General features: G+C 40.3%; 15 protein-coding genes. 7 read left to right on the plus strand and 8 right to left on the minus strand.

Translation table 11 applies throughout. From position 1 onward, the window contains the following. Positions 1-886: 886 nt before the first annotated feature. The 7 genes from DP117_RS17700 (at position 887) to DP117_RS17730 (ending at position 7334) form a co-directional block, all read left to right on the plus strand. The gene (locus tag DP117_RS17700) at positions 887-1120 is read left to right on the plus strand and encodes a hypothetical protein (RefSeq protein ID WP_169219632.1); all 234 of its coding nucleotides are present in this window, start codon (positions 887-889) and stop codon (positions 1118-1120) included. 847 nt (positions 1121-1967) lie between these two features. Then, a complete protein-coding gene (locus tag DP117_RS17705; protein ID WP_169219603.1) occupies positions 1968-2201 on the plus strand; it encodes a hypothetical protein in 234 nt (77 codons plus the stop codon). A gap of 355 nt (positions 2202-2556) precedes the next feature. Then, positions 2557-2826, plus strand: a complete 270-nt coding sequence (locus DP117_RS17710) for a hypothetical protein (RefSeq protein WP_169219602.1) — start codon at positions 2557-2559, stop codon at positions 2824-2826. A gap of 279 nt (positions 2827-3105) precedes the next feature. Next, positions 3106-4287, plus strand: coding sequence for a phosphotransferase (locus DP117_RS17715; RefSeq protein WP_169219604.1), 1182 nt, complete (start codon positions 3106-3108; stop codon positions 4285-4287). 17 nt (positions 4288-4304) lie between these two features. Continuing rightward, a complete protein-coding gene (locus DP117_RS17720; RefSeq protein WP_169219633.1) occupies positions 4305-5414 on the plus strand; it encodes a T3SS effector HopA1 family protein in 1110 nt (369 codons plus the stop codon). After that, on the plus strand, positions 5411-6445 hold the full coding sequence (locus DP117_RS17725) for an aldo/keto reductase (RefSeq protein WP_169219605.1): 1035 nt from the start codon (positions 5411-5413) through the stop codon (positions 6443-6445). Before DP117_RS17720 ends, DP117_RS17725 begins: the two co-directional genes overlap by 4 nt. Positions 6446-6536: 91 nt before the next feature. Beyond that, entirely contained in the window at positions 6537-7334 is a 798-nt protein-coding gene (locus tag DP117_RS17730) for a peptidylprolyl isomerase (RefSeq protein ID WP_169219606.1), read from the plus strand. Between the two features lie 231 nt (positions 7335-7565). On the opposite strand, the gene DP117_RS17735 is transcribed toward DP117_RS17730, so the two are convergent. From DP117_RS17735 to DP117_RS17770, 8 genes are all read right to left on the minus strand, one after another. Next, positions 7566-8357, minus strand: coding sequence for a peptidylprolyl isomerase (locus DP117_RS17735; RefSeq protein WP_169219607.1), 792 nt, complete (start codon positions 8355-8357; stop codon positions 7566-7568). 169 nt (positions 8358-8526) lie between these two features. After that, positions 8527-10086 (minus strand): HlyD family efflux transporter periplasmic adaptor subunit, encoded by a 1560-nt coding sequence (locus DP117_RS17740; protein WP_169219608.1) that lies wholly within the window; start codon positions 10084-10086, stop codon positions 8527-8529. An 83-nt stretch (positions 10087-10169) separates the two neighbouring features. Next, positions 10170-13250, minus strand: coding sequence for a peptidase domain-containing ABC transporter (locus DP117_RS17745; RefSeq protein ID WP_169219609.1), 3081 nt, complete (start codon positions 13248-13250; stop codon positions 10170-10172). Positions 13251-13254: 4 nt separating this feature from the next. Next, on the minus strand, positions 13255-13896 hold the full coding sequence (locus DP117_RS17750) for a helix-turn-helix domain-containing protein (RefSeq protein WP_169219610.1): 642 nt from the start codon (positions 13894-13896) through the stop codon (positions 13255-13257). Between the two features lie 1622 nt (positions 13897-15518). Then, positions 15519-16487: a protochlorophyllide reductase gene (locus DP117_RS17755; protein ID WP_169219611.1), complete on the minus strand. Its 969-nt coding sequence runs from the start codon at positions 16485-16487 to the stop codon at positions 15519-15521. A 259-nt stretch (positions 16488-16746) separates the two neighbouring features. Beyond that, the gene (locus DP117_RS17760) at positions 16747-16905 is read right to left on the minus strand and encodes a hypothetical protein (protein WP_169219612.1); all 159 of its coding nucleotides are present in this window, start codon (positions 16903-16905) and stop codon (positions 16747-16749) included. Positions 16906-17230: 325 nt separating this feature from the next. Continuing rightward, positions 17231-17986: a YebC/PmpR family DNA-binding transcriptional regulator gene (locus DP117_RS17765; RefSeq protein ID WP_169219613.1), complete on the minus strand. Its 756-nt coding sequence runs from the start codon at positions 17984-17986 to the stop codon at positions 17231-17233. A 161-nt stretch (positions 17987-18147) separates the two neighbouring features. Next, on the minus strand, positions 18148-19290 hold the full coding sequence (locus DP117_RS17770; protein WP_169219634.1) for a universal stress protein: 1143 nt from the start codon (positions 19288-19290) through the stop codon (positions 18148-18150). Positions 19291-19370 lie beyond the last annotated feature (80 nt).

The following is a 19370-nucleotide window of genomic DNA, read 5'->3' on the forward strand; positions in this document are numbered from 1 at the left end:
GTAAGGTATGAAGCGTCTTTAGAGAGTAGGAATGATATCAAGTTCGCTTAATCACTTATAAATCCCGAAATACCCCACCCGCCCTATCGGGCACCCTCCCCGAGCTCGCGGGGAGGGTTGGGGAGGGGTAACACGAGGACTGCAATGATAACTAATCATCCGAACTTGATATGAGCCGCAGGGCACCGCATCTAGTGGTGCGTTACGCGTTGCTTTAACGCACCCTACAATTTAAGGTTTACTTTATAAATCATCTCTTAGCTTGTAAACCCAAACAATTACCTGAAAAAGACAAAACTCTTTGATTAATATCTGCTAAAGCTGTTATGAAAACTTGCTTTAGCTCAAAGCCTTCTAACTGTAGGAGATATGGTAGAGGTGGCATAATACCAATTCAAAATTCGCTGCCTACGGCACGCTACGCTAACATTCAATCCGGAAGAAAGCCTAAGATAACAAGGGTTTGGGAGTGTGTATCTGTCGCATTCTTTTTTCAAATTGGCATAACTTATATTTAAATGTCCTCAACTAAAAACTTCAGACTGTTGGTATATTTATTTGTTGAACTTCTCACTTGTTGATGGGAATGCCTACGGCACTTTCCGCAGTCCAGAAACCCGGTTTTTGCCAGAAACCGGGTTTCTCATTTTTCATTCGCGCAGCGGGCAAGGGAGGGCTTATGATTTAGGATTGCGATGTTTGTGGAACTTCTCAATCTTTGACTGAATTTTAGAGACATAACACCTTTAATTGTGCCTATAAAAGAGAGAAAAAAAGCTTGAGTTTATGAGTTTTTTCAGGAATGATATTATCAATGATTTCACCAGAAAGGTTTTATCATAGCCTGACTCAACCCACAATTTCTTTCGTTACGAGGACAAGAAAAATGGCGATTATCAAAATAGATGAACTGCGTCCCACTGGTGCTGAATTGTTCCAAGATTCTGAAAGCTTCCTCAATGAGTTAAGCGATTCGGAAATGTCAATTTTTGGAGGTAAGGACAAGGATAGTGATCCTACTGTTCTTAGTATAGACACCTATAGTATATCGATTTATTCGGAGAGTGTTATTACCAACTACTACGATGTAGATATTAAAATTAAAGTGAAAAATAAATAAAGCTTCTTCGCTGACATGAGAATACTTGTCATAGTTGTATTCTATGAAATAGTTAGATTTCAACTCCATTGTTGGCAGACAATGCTGTTCAGTTAAAGTCTTTATTAAGATTGTCTGGATATAGAGACGCTTCAAATAGCTCGTCTCTACAAAGGCTATCGTTCTTAACAGTTATTTTATCTGAACAGTATTGTTTTTATCGAGACATCATTTTCCCTGTATTACCATAAGGTAGAAATCGATTGTTTTGACGAGTCATTAAAATTTCATATCACCTGATATTGAGGTAGTCAAGAAATTTTTTTTAAAAATCTAATCTCTTTTGACTAAACGTAAACAAAGTAGAGACAATTCTTTAAGACTTACATAGAAACCAGGTTTTTCAAGTTTATCTGAAAAACCTGGCTATTGTTGTGTTTATATGTAAGTTTTCTTGTTGAATCATCTCTACTTTTTCTTTTTTGAATTTAAAAAGACAAAATTTCTTCACTATAGTCTATTTCAGAGCTATGACTCAAACTTGCTTCCTGACTGAGATCTACAATTACATCAATAGATATCTCCACTTGAAGGTTTGCTCTCATTCATGAAACAGAAATATTCTAGTTCCACTGCCAAAACATCTTAAAATGTCATTTTGGTAAGTATTTTCAGCTTTTTTTTGATAAAAATTATTGTTATCAAATATTTAAAATTGAAGACAAAATAACCATAATTGTGCCAAAAAAGTAGATCAAAAAAGCTTGTTTTTCTAACTGAAATCATTCATTATGAAATCAAGGATGAAACAAACAAATGTTAAATCCTTGCATCACCAAACACACTATTGTTTATCAGGAGAAAGAACATGGCTATTATCAAAATCTCTGAACTGCGTCCAGCTGGTTCTGAATTGTTCCAAGATTCTGAAAGCTACCTTAACGAATTGAACGAACAAGAAGTTTCCATGGCAATTGGTGGAGAAGGTGGAAGTGACGTTACCAGTTCTGTGATCAGTATTAACTCTCAAACTGTATCACTTCAAACACAGAGCGTTATCACTCAAGTGAAAACAGATGTCACCAAAAACGTCACTTGGTAATCTATTTAGTATTTTTGAATGAGACATAGAGAGCAAGTAAATTAACTGTTTCATACATTTAAGTCTTGTTCTTCGCTGTTACTCACATTTGTACCTAAATACAACATTGCACAAATTCGTAGCGTCATAGTTCGTAGTTGCGATGACTGCGCGCTCAGCGCAATTACAAAGCTTTATGGCGATACGAATTTATGAAATGCAGTACTAAGTTACTGGTACATATTAATGTGACTAGTCAAATAGAATCGGAGCTGTTTCAGCTCCGATTATTCTTAATAATGAAGGATTTTAGTTCTCAGTCTGCAAATTAAATTATAGACAGTTCTTAAACCAAGTTCATGAAGAGAGGATTAGAATGTCTAGCATTAAAATTTCTCAGTTACGTCGTCCAGTGGGTTCAGAACTATTCGAGGATACTGAAAGCTTTTTGCATGAGCTAACAAGCGAGGAGATTCGAGAGATTAAGGGAGGTTTGATAGTCAGTGTTGTTAGTGAAAGTATGTCAATTTATACTCAATCACAAATAGTCATTCCGGTTAATGATCGTGCTATTTTTGCAGAAGATATTAGCCTAGATAACAAAACTGCTGCTCTGCTTCTAGAACAAAATATAAAGTTTATATAAAATCAACTGTAGTCTGATATTAAGAAGAGGGCAACTTGTTTTTTAGACACATCTGTGGGAATTATGTCTGAAAAATAAATGCATAAAGCTTGACTTGCTAGCTTCATTACCTTAAGGATAAAAGAAAGAGATAATCTCAAGCTTAGTAAAAGCTTTAGATTATATTTTTTTCATAAAAATCTGTAAAAAACAGAAAGATTTTCCAATTTATACATTTTGGTGTTATCAAAAAATCAACACTAAAAAACCTGTTTTTGTATTTTTTGATAGTTTGAATTTATGGCATTTGTATTAAGTTCTTTAAATGTTTTCGAGTATCTGATTAAGCAGGGACTCTGTTCTTCAGAAGCAGAGGCTCAGAGTAAAATAGAAAGAAAACACGCCAAAAACTTTAACTTGTTACTGAATTTGCCAGAGGGGCGTCAACTTCTTGTCAAGCAAGAACCTAGAGCTAAAGATGGTGAAACAGCAGGGGAGTTTTTACGAGAGTGGCGAATTCATGAATTTTTCAAAGAATTTCCAGAATTAAACGAGATTCGTGACTCAATTTCGGCTGCGCTCTATTTTGATGCCCAAGAGTCCATCATTGTTTTTAATTATTTGAATGATTACCGCGACTTAATCGATTTCTACGCCAAAGAAAATATCTTCCCGCCCGCAATTGCCACTGCCCTGGGTACTATTCTAGCCAAAATTCATCGCCTAACTTTTGAGCGTAAAGACTATCAAGAATTTTTCTCTGGAAAGCAAGAGGAAGTAACTGATGTCGCTCATTTTTTGGTAAAAAGGTTGGAACGTATTGGTCCAGAAATGTTTGGTTTGGTTCCCGCTGATGGAATTAAATTCTTTGCTCTTTATCAACGTTATGACAGCTTGGGGCAAGCGATCGCAGAACTTGCTTCTTCTTTAAACTCCTGTTGTTTGACACACAATGACCTGAAGCTGAACAATATCTTATTGTCCACTCATTGGGAGCAGGCTGAATTTCAAGAGTCATCATCCGATAATAGCAAGCTGCGAATCATTGATTGGGAACGTTGCAGTTGGGGAGATCCAGCATTCGATTTAGGTTTTCTTATCGGTAGCTATTTACATATTTGGTTGGGCAGCTTGATGGCTGGTAAAGCGATGAGTATCGATGAATCTCTGCGCTTAGCAATAACTCCTCTAGAACAATTGCAACCATCCCTGAGTGCTTTAGTGATTGCTTATTTGACCCACTTTGAAGAAATTTTAGATCGTCGCCCTGATTTCTTGCGACGAGTGGTGCAATTTTCGGGTTGGTCGTTGATTAGCATTATTCAAGCAACCCTTCAATACCAAAAATCCTTTGGCAATCGTGGGATTTGTATGCTTCAGGTGGCTAAGTCTTTATTATGCCGTCCCGAACAATCCATCCCAACGATTTTTGGCAAGCAAGCATCAGAACTCACTCCCACAAGCTTCTCTCCACTCGCTTAATGACATACCAAGCACCCATGCAACTATTAAATTCGCTGCAAACTCAACCACAAACTGCGCCTGATTTAGTGCAGACATCACTGCAAGATATCATAAATAAGCTGCAGATTGAATCTCATGTGTGTATTCGTCATCCAGACTACAAACCCTTAGAGTTGCCATCTGAGGCTGTCGCGCGCTTTCAAAAATTGCCCTCTGATTTGCAGAATAAGTATCTCAATGTGCAACTGCGTAATTTTCTTTACGGTACTTATTACAACGGTTCACTCAAACGTATCTTGGCATCAGATACAGATACAGATGATACGAATTTAGCACTGAACCAGAATTTAGAAGAGAATAACACTTTTTTAGGTGTAGATATAGCGTTTTATGACCGCTTGCATAAAAGCAATACCGGTGAAGGGTACTTTAGCCCCGGTTGGATAGTCGTAAAAGAAGAAACTGATGGGGCAATAGCGGTACAACATGGAGGATTGACACTGCATATCGAACGCGATCGCCATTTGCCACCAGAAAACCAAACCGTAAATATAGGTGACGTGGTAGCCATCAAAATGCCCAAGAATTTGGTGCAAAGCGGCTTTTATATGGCAGTTAGCAATGCAGGATCCTATCGCGAAGCAAATATCGTACGCATTTACTTTAACTTAACAACTGAAGGCGCAGTTGCAGTCATGAATAGCTTAACTGCTGAACTGAACGCCATCCCAATTCCCTTCAACTTTAAGGCGCTATACAACCCCCAAGATTATGGGCGTTACGACTCTGCGGTGCTTTATTTTGATAAAAACAAGTATGAAATTTTCCGTGCTGTACTAGAGAGAGTATACACACAAAATCAATCTCATTTTCAACCTGAAGTGCCTTTATTTACGAAGTTTCTTGCACCAGGATTAGCACTCGCTGAAGAACCAGACCAAAAATTTGGAGAACAAGAAAGTTTTGGTATGAATCGTTGCCAAATAGTGGCGAATGCAATACTTGAAACTTGGCACCAAGGAGACAATTCTCCAGAAAGTCGGATGACATCAATTCAGCAACAATTCTCTTTGCTAAACATTGAATTGCAACGTCCTTATCTCAATGCCAGTTCTGAGGATATCTACACCCCGTTGAACTTATGAAAATCACGAATCTTGTCCCCAATACTGAGCAAAAACCCGTCAACCAAGAGGATGAACTTGCCCTTGCTAACAGTAGATTCCCAAAGTCGGACTTACCTTTTTACCGCAAACTTGGGCGAACTGACTTAACGGTTAGTTGTTTGGGATTGGGTGGTGGTGGTCATATTTCCAGTGAAAATACCCTGTACGCTTTTGATCAAGGAATTAATTACTTTTTCTATTCCAGTGATCTGCATCAATATCTATACAGTTCTATGCGAGAAGCACTCCGCAAATTATGCGGACGCGGTTCCTCGGTGCGCGAAAAGGTGGTTCTGGCAACTGTCACTTATATGATCAGAACTCCAGACACAGTAACCACTTATTTATTTGACCAGTTTGTAGACTTGGGTATAGACTACGTTGATGTGTTTTTCTGGGGCTGGATTGATGAACATAATGCGAATTCTTTCGAGAAGTGCATCAGCGCCTCTAATGATATTCGGGGGCGTGATACGCTTTGTCAGCGAAACATAGAAAGAATGTTTGGCGTTTCAGAACGTTTGAAAAAAATGGGTGCTGTACGCTATATTGGTGCTTCTTTCCACGACCACGATTTAGCACAGCAGTGGTTAAATAGTTCATTGTTAGATGTTGTCATGGTTAGGCATAACATTGCACATCGCACAGCTCAAAAAAAGGTTTTCTCTCATTTGGATGCGAAAGATCCACACCGCCCAGGTATCGTTACCTTTAAGTCAGCTGGTATGTTTAATGCATTATGGCATCCTCCAGCAGGCTTACCATCTCAATGCTGGCAACCTTCAGTCCCAGATTTATATCGCTATTCCTTGAGTCAGAATTGTGTAGATGTGGCATTAGCTGGTTGGGAAAAGCGTGAACATATAGACGCCGCGATTAAGGCTGTCCAAAAGGGTAAATTAACGCCTCAGGAAATAGAATACCTCAATTTATATGGCGACATGCATCGCAACCGCGTCAATATCCAAGAAGTTCCACCAGAAAAACTTTTTGTCCACAGTTCTAAATAGCGCTGATCACTGATTCAAAAAAACCGGTTTTTTTTCTGATGTTAAAAACCCGAATCGATAAATTTTACAATAAACACTCGTAAAAACCGCTATGCACGATTTGGAAGAATCTTACAAAACAAAAGACCTTATTGCCCAATCGCAAAAAAATCAAGAATTTTCTTTACCAGAAATTCCTTCCGCAACAGAACAAGATGTGATTGCATATCTGCGTCGTTCTGCTAAATTTGCTGAAATGGCTGCTGCGACTGAACGGGATGCATTAATCTTATCCATTTGCGAAAAATTAGGAATTAATGTGTCCGAAGAAGAATGGCAAGAAGCTGGAGATGTTTTTCGCCAGAAACACAAGTTATGGGGAATTGAAGAAACTTTGGCGTGGTTAAACCAGCAGCGTATTAGTGTAGAGGAATGGTCAGAAGGAATTAGAGTAGAACTTTTAGACAAAAAACTTAAAGAATATTTATTTGGTGCAGCTGTAGATGGTGAATATACCCTCAATCGCGATCGCTACGCAAGAGTAGCACTATCACAAATTCTAGTTCCTGATCTGGCAACTGCTTGGAAAATTGTTCAGATACTGCGCGAGGAACACACTTCTTTCTGTGCTTTAGCTTTGGAATACTCCAAGGGTAAAAAATCCCAAGAAAACGGTGGCTTTGTCGGTATTCGTTATGTAGTAGAACTCTTACCGGAAATTGCTGAAGCTATCAACAACGCGAAAGAAGGCGAAATCATTGGTCCGGTTCAAAGTTCATTAGGTTATCACGTTCTCAAAGTAGAAAAGTGGTTCCCCATTGAATTAAATCAAGAAGTCAGAGAGCAAATAATAAACGTATCATTTCAACTTTGGCTACAAGCTTGGAAAGATACGAAACCTCTAGATTAGACAAGTGTATGTGTACAAATTAAGGTGTGTTACTATTCGATAACACACCTTACAATCTTAGGTTTTCTCTTTACTCGCGCTCACCTGCATAACAGCAATTGGTCTTGTCATGATATCATGTCCGCCTAATGACAAATCAATTCAAAACTCTCCGCGTCCCGTGTCCGGTGTGTCATCCCTTATTACAAGTGTTCATCCGGACATGATATGAATTAGTCTTCTCATGCTGCTTCACGCTGCATCCACTGATTGTGATTGTTCTGTTTTTGATTGAACATTGCTGTCTAAATTTAGCTGAGTCAGAATTTTAATTTCTGCAATTTGTTGCTTTAACCAATTTGCAAATAAATCCCCCAAAATCTTAACATATAATGGCTGATCTAATTGTGGTTGAATAATTTCCTCAACCCAAATGAGATGTGATCCTTTTTGTGTACTTATTGGCTTAAGGATTTGTGGAGGATTAGCAGCAAAAACCGCTGCAGCAATTTCTGGTCTAAAATCTGTGCGACGTTGGATTCCTTGATAACCACCTGCACGGCGAATATCTGGATTTTGAATATATTGCCGAACAATATCTTGGAATGTGATTTCTTTTTCTTCTACACAATCATACAATTCCATAGCTAAATCTTCATCATCTAAAATCACTTCATATGTGACTGCTCCCGTAAAATCAAGTATGTGTTCGTAAAAAAAGTGTTCGACTTTATCTGCAAATAGATGCATCGCCAATTTATTAGAGATGACATTGATTTGTGCTATTTCTTCAAAGTTATCTACTGAAAGATGATATTTTTCCAACCATGCCCAAGTATCCTCGGCTTTCAAGAGGTTATGTGCTAATCGCAAACTATCTGCCGATTGCTGAAGTTCTTCTTTTTCAGCTTTAATGCCAGCTTGGTTAGCAGCATCAAGAATAATTTTTCGAGTGGCAATACCTTCCAATAAAGTAGGAATTTGGCAAGAAATTTTGAGTTGATAAAAAATGTCTTCCTGGGATACGTTTAAAACTTGTAACACTGTGTCACCTCGTCATTAATCTTGGTTGAAATCAAAAGTTAAGATTTTTTAGCTAAAATTCTTAATTCATCACTCAAAGCTCTTGACAAATCAGTTATCAGTTACCAGTTACCAGTTATCAGTTACCAGTTATTACTGTTCACTGTTTATTGTTCATTGATCTTGAGTTTTACAAATCTAGACCTCCTTTTTGCAGTTTTTTAAACGGATCTAAAACATAGTCAATCACTCGGCGTTGGCGGACAATAACCTCTGCTGTTGCTGTTTGACCGGGAGTCAAGAGAATGCGTTTGCTGCCATTTTGAATGTAAGATTGAGCTAAAGTAATTTCCACCTCAAAAATCTCCATGTTGCCTTGCTTGGTTTCTACCACTTTGGAGTCTGGTGAAATTCGACTAACGTGTCCGAGTACAACTCCATAATCTTGGAAGGGATAGGCATCAAACTTGACTTTGACAGGGTTTCCCACTTGCAAAAAACCACTTTCTTGACTAGGTAATTGCGCTCTGATCACCAGAGGATCTCCCTTGGCTGCAATTTGGGCAATCATCTGACCGACTTGTACTACAGCTCCTGGCTTTTGAAAAGGAAATGCAAAAATGACACCGTCAATCGGCGATCGCACAATCCGTTGGTTCAACTGAATATTCAAGGATATTTCTTGGCTTTTTGTCTGATTGATTTCTGATTGCAGTGTTTTGATTTGTGTTTGCAATTGTTTGAGTTCTTCTTCTGTTTTCAGGTATGCTAATTGACCTGTATAAAGCTGAGTTTGGTAATTGCGTTGTTCTTGTTGCAAGCGGAGTTCGGCTTGTTGGATTTCAGATTGAGCTTGATGAAGCATCTTTTGATAAGCACTTTGTTGCTCTTTAAGGCTTTCTTCCGTCTGAAAAGTGTCAGAACGAGCTTTTATAAGGCGTTCATGGTTTTCTTTCGCCAACTGATCTGTTTCTAAGTAACGATCTTGAGACATGACACCATCCCTCCAAGCTTGTTCATAACGTGATACTCTTTCTTGAGAAGCTTGAAAACTCACTCCTGCGAGCTTTTCGGCTGCCTTGTTAGACTCAACAGCTCGCTGCATCTGATTGACTTTAGCCAGTTTTTCTTGTTTCTGTAAGTTGTAGACAGATTTAAGAGAATTGAGATTCTGTTGCGCCTGTTCTATCCGAGAAAGTTGTGCTGACTGTTGAGCCTGGTTTTGTTGCTGTTGAGTGCGCATAGACAGCGTCAACTGTTTTTTGAGTAGTTCTAAATTCTCCAGTTTATTTTGCAGCCCTTCTAGCTTTTTTAAAACTTGTTCTAAATCAGTTTTTAAGACATTTGAGTCCAACTCTAATAGAATCTGATCTGACTTGACGCTTTCACCTTCTTTAACGTTTACATGAGTCACACTCGCGCTGACTGGACTATCCAATTTTTGTGTTGCTTTTAGCGGTTCTAGACGCCCTCTCGCGCTTCCTATCTCATCTACTTTAGACAGTACCGCCCAAGGTAAGACGACTCCACTCAAGCTAAGTAGGAGATACATAACAGAACGCGGCCAAACTCGCGGTAAAGCATCTAACAATTCTTCAGTCGCGTAATACCAATCGCTCGCTTTACCTACTGTATCTGTCCCAAGTGTATCTGTCCCAAGTGTATCTGTCTGATGGTGAAGCACCTCAGAAGTCTCAACCTTCTGAGGTGGGAGGAGTACAGATGATGAACTCTGAGATGAGTGTGGCATAGTTTTTTTTCCAAGATAGCAAGATGAACAGACAGCCTAAGTTCTAATTTCTGTACAGACAATTTTGAACTCAAATTTTGAACTCAAACTGTTTGAGCTAACTGTTGCTGATTCAAGTAGAAGTAATGACCTTTTTTGGCGATTAATTCATTGTGGGTACCGCTTTCCACTAACACGCCTCGATCCAAAACCAAAATCAAATCCGCGTTGCGTACAGTGGAAAGGCGATGGGCAATAATTAAGCTAGTACGACCTTGAAGAATGGTTTTAAGGTTTTTCTGAATAATGCGTTCTGATTCACTATCCAAATGACTAGTTGCTTCATCAAGAATTAAAAAGCGGGGATTACCCAACAATGCACGAGCGATCGCTAAGCGTTGGCGTTGTCCACCAGAAAGCATTCCGCCTCCTTCACCAATTTGAGTTTCATAACCCATTGGTAGTCGCTGAATAAACTCATCTGCACCAGCCAAATGGGCGGCTGTGATAACTTCTTCAACAGAGGCTTCTGGGTGAGCGATGCTGATATTTTCCTGAATTGTACCACCAAATAGAAAGGTGTCTTGATCGACAACGCCAATTTGCTGTCGGAGCGATCGCAGGGAGATAGCAGTCAGATCGTGACCGTCAATTAACACCTTACCATCTGTAGGAAGATATAAACCTAACAACAGCTTGGAAAGAGTAGTTTTTCCAGAACCACTTCGCCCCACGACTGCCACAGTTTGTTCGGGCTGAATTTCAAAACTGAGATTTTCCAGCACGTTGTTTTCACTTTCTGGGTGATAGCGGAAAGTGACACGCTCAAAGCGAATTCTCCCTTGAAGCTTCGGCAATAATCGACGAGATGAAGATTGTAAATTTTCTTCTGGTTCTGCTTCCAACACATCGTTAATACGTTCGGTAGAAACGAGAACTTCTTGCAATTGGTTCCATAGTGTACTCAAACGCTGAAAAGGCTGAATAATATGGCCCAACAACATATTCAGAGCAACCAATTGCCCAATCGTGAGCTGCTGTTGAATCACAAGCCACGCCCCAAACCATAGCAATCCCGTGGTGACTAGCGATTCAATTGTAGAAGCAAAAATTTGCATTTGGTTGTTCACCAGCTGCCCGTGGAACATTTTTTTGATCAAGTTATTCAGCAATTCCTCCCAATGCCAGCGCACCGTCTGCTCAATAGCCATTGAGCGAATTGAGCGAATTCCTGTCAGAGATTGAATTAAATAACTATTCTCATCAGCGACAGCGTTAAAAATCTCACGGCTGATGCGGCGAAATAAAGGTGTAGCAATAAGTACTAGCAGAAAAAAGGGCGGCACAATTAACAGGACGAACAATGCCATTTGCCAGTTGTACCAGAACATTAACCCTACGTAAATAAACACTGTCAGTAAGTCCAGACAAATTGACAGTGCCTCACCTGTCAGAAAACTCTGAATCTTCTGATTTTCTTGAACACGAGAAATAATGTCCCCAACATAACGCGATTCAAAGAATGAGAGAGGTAATGCGAAAGTGTGTTTAATAAAACCCACCATCAATGCCATCCCGACTCGGTTTGCTGTGTGATCCAGCAGATATTGCCGCACTCCGTTCATCGCAATCCGGAACAAACTAAAAATCACCAAACCAAAGCCAACAGCGTTGAGTGTCAGGGTACTTCCTTGGACAATCACACGGTCTAACAACAGTTGAGTCAGTAAAGGCGTCACCAGTCCAAACACCTGAATTAACACTGAAGCGATGAACACTTCTAGCAGTATCCAAGCGTGTGGTGTGACTAACTCAAAAAACTTCCAGAAGGGTGTACCCTCTTGTTGAGCGTCTTTGAGTTCTATTGTGGGTTGTAATAATAATGCATAACCCGTCCAACCAGCTTTGAATTCTGCCGTAGTCAGAGTCCGTTGACCAATCGCGGGATCGCCAACAATCACTTGTTTGGGAGTGATTTCATAAACAACGATGAAGTGCTTTCCTTCCCAATGCGCGATCGCAGGCAGAGGTTGTTGTCCAAGTTTATCAAGACTAGCTTTTACCGGACGTGTAGAAAAACCAATGCTTTCTGCAGCTGCTGTCACACCTCGCAAAGATGCCCCACTACGACTGGTGTTAGCGACATCCCGCAATCTGTTGATACTAAAGCGTTTGCCCCAATAGCGACCAATCATGACTAAGCAGGCTGCACCACAGTCAGAAGCACTTTGTTGTTCAAAGAAAGGATACCGTTTGGTTAAGTGTCCCCACAGTTGACCGAAAGTTACCTTTGGGGTAGGAAAATATGCTCGTCGTACCTTTTGCTCTTGTTTTGGTAATGCATCTGATGGCGGAAATGGAATAACGTTGTTAATAACATTGTTAATAACATTGTTATTAGTTAATGGTTCTGCAAATGCTTTAGAAGTGGTCTGATTGTTATTGATACTTGAAACAGAACTGGTGAATTCTGCTAATTGTGACCAGTGTTCTTGTGCTGGAGAAATCAGAGAATTCTTTAGAATGTAAACAATTGTTGGTTGCTTTACTTGCCAACTACCTGGCTTTAGATCCGCATAGATAATACCCGGTGTCAAATAGCTACCATCAGAATGCTGGACTTGACCCCGACGTAGTAGCCACAATTTGGCATCTTTTGGAACAGACAACTCACCTAGTGTCTCTATATTATGCCTCTCGAAGAGTGACAAGGCTTTGAGCATTTCTTCGGGAGAACTCTTATTTTGTTGAGAATTCTTTTGATATAACAGCAGCAAATCCCACAGTTCTGCACGTCTAGTAAGGTTAGAGCGGATGTTAGGATATTTACCCATCAAAGCCTGTAATATCTCTGCCTTGAAATAGCAAAGCTTTAAGCCTGTAGAAGCTCTAGCAGCGTATTGCTCAAAACTATCTTCTCGAAACAGAGTAGTCTCTCCAAATGATGCTCCTACAGAAAGGGTGGTGATGCGGTTATTAGCGCTATCTAGCAGTCTGACTTTACCTGCAAGGACAATGTAGATACCAGAAACAGCATCTGTTGCTTGCCAGAACACCTTTGCTACTGGTGGCTCGATGATTTCTACTGAGTCCAAGCAGCTTTGTAGTTCTTGTTGTGAAAGTGTCTCACTCAAAATTGCAGTGAATTTTTCACCGAGAGTCGCTTGAGAAAAAACAGAAGTCATTTGCTTAGCTCCATTTTAAGAGCGAGTTACTCGTCGGCATGAAATGAAATGACAACTGAAAATTATGCGCATCTGTGGATTGAAGATCATCAATTTTAATACCATCATCCTTCGTGTGGTTGGTGACTTGTTCGCGGTCTCTATTGCGTGTTTGTTTGGTAGAAAGCCCCATTTGTTTTAGCAAACGGTTGATGTGGCGATCGCTGATTTCAATACCAAATTCTTGTGCCAAATGTTTACTCAAACATTGGGCTGTCCAATAACCAAATGCATAGCCGTACTCTCGTGGACTGTCGCTGACTAATTCTTTTAACCGTTCGATGTATTGATCATTGACTGTCTTCGGTCTACCGATAGGTCGTTCTAACCATTTGTCTGCCAGACCTGCTTGTGCTACAGCAATCCAATACCGTGCCATTTCCTGGGAACAACCCAATATTTGACAAATTTGGGTTTGAGTTTTCCCCATATCCGCTAGCAACATAATTTCCATTCGCCGACGGTATTCAGGTTGCAAATTCGCTTGCAAATTCTTCAGCAACACCTGACGTTGAAAAGGTGTTAAATATTTACCGACATTATTATAGTCGTAGTTTTCAAAAGCTCGCTCTACAAGAACTTGTTGTTTGCTGGAATGGTGTGTCATAATCTTTGCCAGTTGCTATCAAAATGTGAAACAAACGCACATGCGCTTGTCGCAGATGTTGAGTAAGATGGTGAATCCTCAGCGTTCATGGCTGCATCATCAATGAGCCCTAGCAGGCTCATTGATGGCTTCTTTGAAGATATGCAACTAACCCGGAAGTGTCCTCCCTATTGGTTTGGCAGCCCAGGGAGGCCATATCTGGGGGAACTTACGCATTGTCAAAAAGTTGATGATGCGTATTCAGTCCAAGCTTCAGCTTTAGCCGTTGCAGGATGCATGACTTAGGCTTAACTAGAATCTTCATGTTCAAAATAGATTTCAAAACTGAGGAATTGATGAGGAAGTCATAAAAACTTGGTAAATCCTTTTTAGGAAAAACCCGCTATGCTTGCAGTTTTGCAGATGCATATCATCCTCTACTTGTATACTGTGTAAGTTCTATTTGAGTTCTCTAAAATTTCGCTTGCCAAATCTTCAACTTCAATCTGTCTTCTTTGTATATCAGAAAACAGTTAGGGGAAAATTGCCTGTACATCAACTTAACTTCTCCACCCAATCTAAATTTTTTTGTCAACCTAAATTTCTATTCTATTTTTTTGCTAGCCTAATATTAGGCTAATAACATCATGAGCAAATTTCAGGCATGTCAAACGCATCTAAAGTTAGTCTTGAGAAAAATCTTGACTAAGGTATCCACCAAAGGATATTATTTACGATTTCAGTGATTTTTCTCTAGTTAAAACTAGCGCCGACATTTTTGTCAATAAGGAGGCAAAAATTAGGATGTTTTTTTCATTTGCTTGAAATTGAGATGTTCTTATTGACAATGTACGCTTGGTTTAGGATTTCGGAGGAAGGCTCTCGTGGTGTTTTAGCCACTAAACCCCACTCATCACCATTCATGAAATAGTGATAATCTCAAAACCATATAAGACCAGTGAATACATGAAATGTACCAACGCTATTTTTGCTATAGTGCATTAGAACCACACTTTCTTATTTAGATACCTACAGCAATTCTTGTCAAGCTCTCTTCACAGAAATTTTAATTTCTACATAAATTTATTTCTAGATGGAGTTGTCAAGTATTTATTTTAACTAGTGGTGAATACAGAATTATTGGGTGTATCGCAATGCATACAAGAAGACAAGAAAAAGGAGAATGAATTCGCCAGTTATTATAGACTTTGTTGGTAAATTTCTGAAACCCTTATGAGTTTCCAGGTTAAGTAGAAGGAAGTCAAACCCAACATTTCCCAAGGTAACCGTTTTTTTGGAAGTTCTACATGTTAAGTCATATTTCGCTAACAGAATTGTTAATTATCGCTAATAAAGAGGGAGACGCATTCAAATGAGCTTGACAAAAACCTTGGTTAATGCAGAGACGCAAGAATCAGGATTTATCGTTTGATGAATGTTCTCAGCGTGAAGGCTCACTGCCGAAGGCTCATGCGCTCGCGCTTTGCGCTCGTAAGGCAACAAGCGAAGCGATCGCATGAGCGCAAGCCTCTGCTGGGCTTACGCGTAGCTCTCACTGATGTCCTTTAGACATGCACTCGCACTCCAAATAGAGAAAAGACTTATCGGGGCGTATCGCCACGAACGAAAACGCACCGTCTTTGTCACGCGAGTCCAACCAACTTGGCGCTTAGGTCCCACAGTTTTTCAGCTTTTTTGTTATCTAGCGCCTCATTAGACATCTCTTGTTCAAAAGACTTGCGATTAGGCTTCTGTCGATTTCCCCAACTCCAATAGGAACCAGATTTGTTGTATTCAGGTGAAGCGACGACTTCGGCGACGCGATCGCCCGCCAACTCCTCAGACACAAATCCCCCAGTGATGTTCTTCTGGAAGAGTGGGAAGAGTTTCTGGAACAAGGGAAAGTGGTTGCGGAACAACCCTGTTGTGGCCACACATCCAGGATACAGAGAACTAAAAACGATACCCGTTGACTCGTGATAGCGTCGATGCAGTTCCCGCATCGTCAACACATTGCAGAGTTTGCTATCTTTGTATGCCTTACCTGGTTTAAACTTTTTGCCGTTAATCATTGAGATCGGCGCTTTAAAACCTGCCTCAAAACCCTCCAGATTTCCCAAATCTGGAGGTGCTGGAATCGGAATCTTACCTCCCAACTCCTTCGGATTAGCCGTCACAGTACCCAAAATGACGAGTCTCGGCTCCTTAGCACCTGAGTTTTTCAAATCCTCTAGCATAAGATTACACAAGAGGAAATGTCCGAGGTGATTTGTCGCAACGCTCAATTCATATCCGTCTGGGCTGTACAAAGGTTCTTTTAATAAAGGCATATAAACTGCAGCATTGCACACCAAAGCATCCAAGGATCTACCGCTTTCCCTGAAGTTTTTCACAAACTGGCGAACGCTTTCTAAGCGAGCTAAATCAAGATGCATGATTGTGTAATGCTCTGGTGATATTCCCACAGTCTGAGCCGCTTTTTCTGTCTTCGGGAGATCCCGACAAGCCATTACCACATACCATCCCTTTTGTGCAAGCGCTCTCGCGGCTTGCAAACCGACTCCCGATGATGCACCCGTGATCACGACCGTTGACTTTTGATGTTGTTCCATTTTATTCACACTCCGTTGTATTGACTGTTTACTAGGATCTCACGCCCTGGTTGTTAGATGTCAATTTTCTGGAGCGAATGGCGACAATTAAGTAGGTTAACCAAAAAAAACAAAAAAAACGTAGTATGTGCCAAATAGAAAAAACCCCGCTAGAGCTTGAGGAACGCAACGGGGTTAACTTGTGTTACATGTTTTGACAACGGAACAATTACAATTCAACTTTCTGCAGGGCGACTACAACTATATAGGTTAAAAGTAACTATTTCTTCATAGTGCTTCCAGTATGAGAGGCTTTGTGCTTGCCATGATGTTTTTGATGACCGACTAAAGTCGCTTTGTTACTAGTAACAGGTTTGGCAGCAACAGTTTGAGTTTTGGAAAGAGTAGCAGTTTTAGCTTGGACAGCAGCTGCATTCAAGGCTGCAGGGGCAGCAAATACTACAACGACGAGTAAAACTTTTGCTAGCTTGTTAATTTGGGAATTTTCATTTGAAAACCAACAATCTTACTATTTCAGAAAGTTGTGTCAGCCTTATGTTGTTGATGTGGAGTTTTTGTGTAGATTTCTGCAGACTTGACATATCAGATCCCCAAACTATGGTTACAACGAAAAGTTGCAAGCTGACAACATTTTTTCATCTCAGAATTCACAATCAGATCTCCTCAGCTTTGTGGTCACCACTATTTAATGTGTTCTACTTCTACTGCTAGGACAATTCTCCAGTAAGATGTTATATTAAAGCTCAAGCCATCACAGCCATCAGTTGTTCTGACATATCAAAATTAGCAGTGACATTTTGTACATCATCTAGACTTTCTAAAGTATCGATTAACTTTAGAAGAGAGCGTGCCTGTTCTGGATCAGTCACTTCTACATTGTTACTAGGAATCCAGCGTAGTTCGGCATCAGTGACTTGAAAGCCCTTTTCTTTAAAAGTTTGACTCAAGTTCTCTAAATTAGTCACTTCAGTAAACACTTCAATCGTCTGCTCCTCAGTCATCTCATAAAATTCGGCACCGCCTTCTAGAGATGCTTCTAAAAGCTGTTCTTCATCAACGATTCCCTCAACAGTACAAACGCCTTTTTGAGAAAACATCCAGCTGACACAACCTGTTTCACCGAGATTACCGCCGTTTTTACTAAAAGCAACACGTAAGTCTGCAGCAGTACGATTACGATTATCACTCAAAGCTTCAATGAGGATAGCAACTCCTCCAGGACCGTAACCCTCGTATCGAATAGATTCAAAATTAGAAGCATCACCTGAGAGTGTACCTGCACCTTTGGCGATCGCCCTTTCTATGTTCTCATTCGGAAGACCCGCCGCCTTTGCTTTTTCAATTGCTGTACGCAGTTGAAAATTTCCCGCTGGATCTGGAACCCCACTTCTCGCCGCCACAATAATAGCACGCGACCACTGGGTAAAAGTCTTACCCTTTTTTGCATCCACGACCGCTTTTTGGCGTTTAATATTTGCCCATTTACTGTGTCCTGCCATATTCGGAAATTAACAATACTATCTACTCACCAGATACGATATAGCTAGATTCTAGCTCTTGCGTACTCATTCTTTTTCCTAAAAACTGGGAACTTAGCAATCAAAGTTATCAAACTTCCCATAACTCGTCTTTTGGTTAAAGGAAGTTTATGGAGTCTTGCTTATTTGTCGCTTGAGATGATATGAAGGTCGATGTGGGTGAGCGAACGCACGAGTTTATTAATCAAAGATCCACCAAGCAAAATTTCCCATCTTGAGCGACGAGTTTGACCTAACAGCACCTGAGTAATCCGGTAAGATTTGGCAACCTTGGCAACTTCTTCTGCTACATTACAACCGGATACTTGCAAGAACTCACTCTTATACTCTTGACAAATTTGCTTACAAGTTTCAATGTGTAGTGCTTCCAGTTTTGTCAGGAAATGGTCGGGGTTATTGACAAACAAAACGTAGAGTGGTGCGTTCATATAATCAGCAAGTATTGCTCCCCGTCGAATCAATCGCAGAGAGTTTGGTTCACAAGAAACACAAACTAGGATTCGTTCATGGATATTGCAGACGTTAGCGCTGTTAGCTTTACCGTTGCAGTTCAATCGGTTTGCTTCCTGGATTTCTTTTTTTTCTATATTGTCTGCAACTTGTCTGAGTGCTAATTCTCGCAGAGCAACCAGGTTGGAGCGAGTGAATAAATTTTCTAGAGGTTGCGAAATCTTTTCTATTGGATAAATCTTACCATCCAACAATCGTTCTTTTAGTGTTTCTGGTGTCACATCAACAACGAGGACTTGATCTGCCACTTCTAATAAACGATCAGGAATGCACTCATGCACAATAATCCCAGTCATTTGAGTGATCTGATTTCTGAGGCTTTCTAAGTGTTGTATATTAACTGTAGAGTAAACATCAATCCCTGCTGCCAGAATTGTCTCTACATCTTTATAGCGCTTGTTTCGCTCTTCTCCAGGAACGTTTGCATACGCTAGTTCATCCACCAAAACAAGTTGAGGTTGACGCTCAAGAATAGCATTTGTATCCATCTGAGTGAAACTTAACCCACCCCATTGTATCTTCTTTTGTGGAATCACCTCTAACCCAAGGGCTTTAGCAGCCGTTTCTGGGCGACCATAAGTTTCCAGCCATCCAATCACGACATCAATACCATCGCGTTTTAATCGGCTCGCTTCATCCAGCATCCTATAGGTTTTGCCCACACCGGGAGCCATGCCAATAAAAATCTTGTGTTTACCGCAACGAGCAGGACGAGTATAGGTAATGTTGGGTGAGAAAGCCAAGGAATCAGACATAATTTGCGTATTAAAGTTGACAAAAGTCATCTTACTTTCGTCCTGTGCATAATGTTTACTAAAAAAGTCTCAACTTTTCA

This window comes from Brasilonema sp. UFV-L1 (genome assembly GCF_012912105.1).
Classification (GTDB): Bacteria; Cyanobacteriota; Cyanobacteriia; order Cyanobacteriales; family Nostocaceae; genus Brasilonema.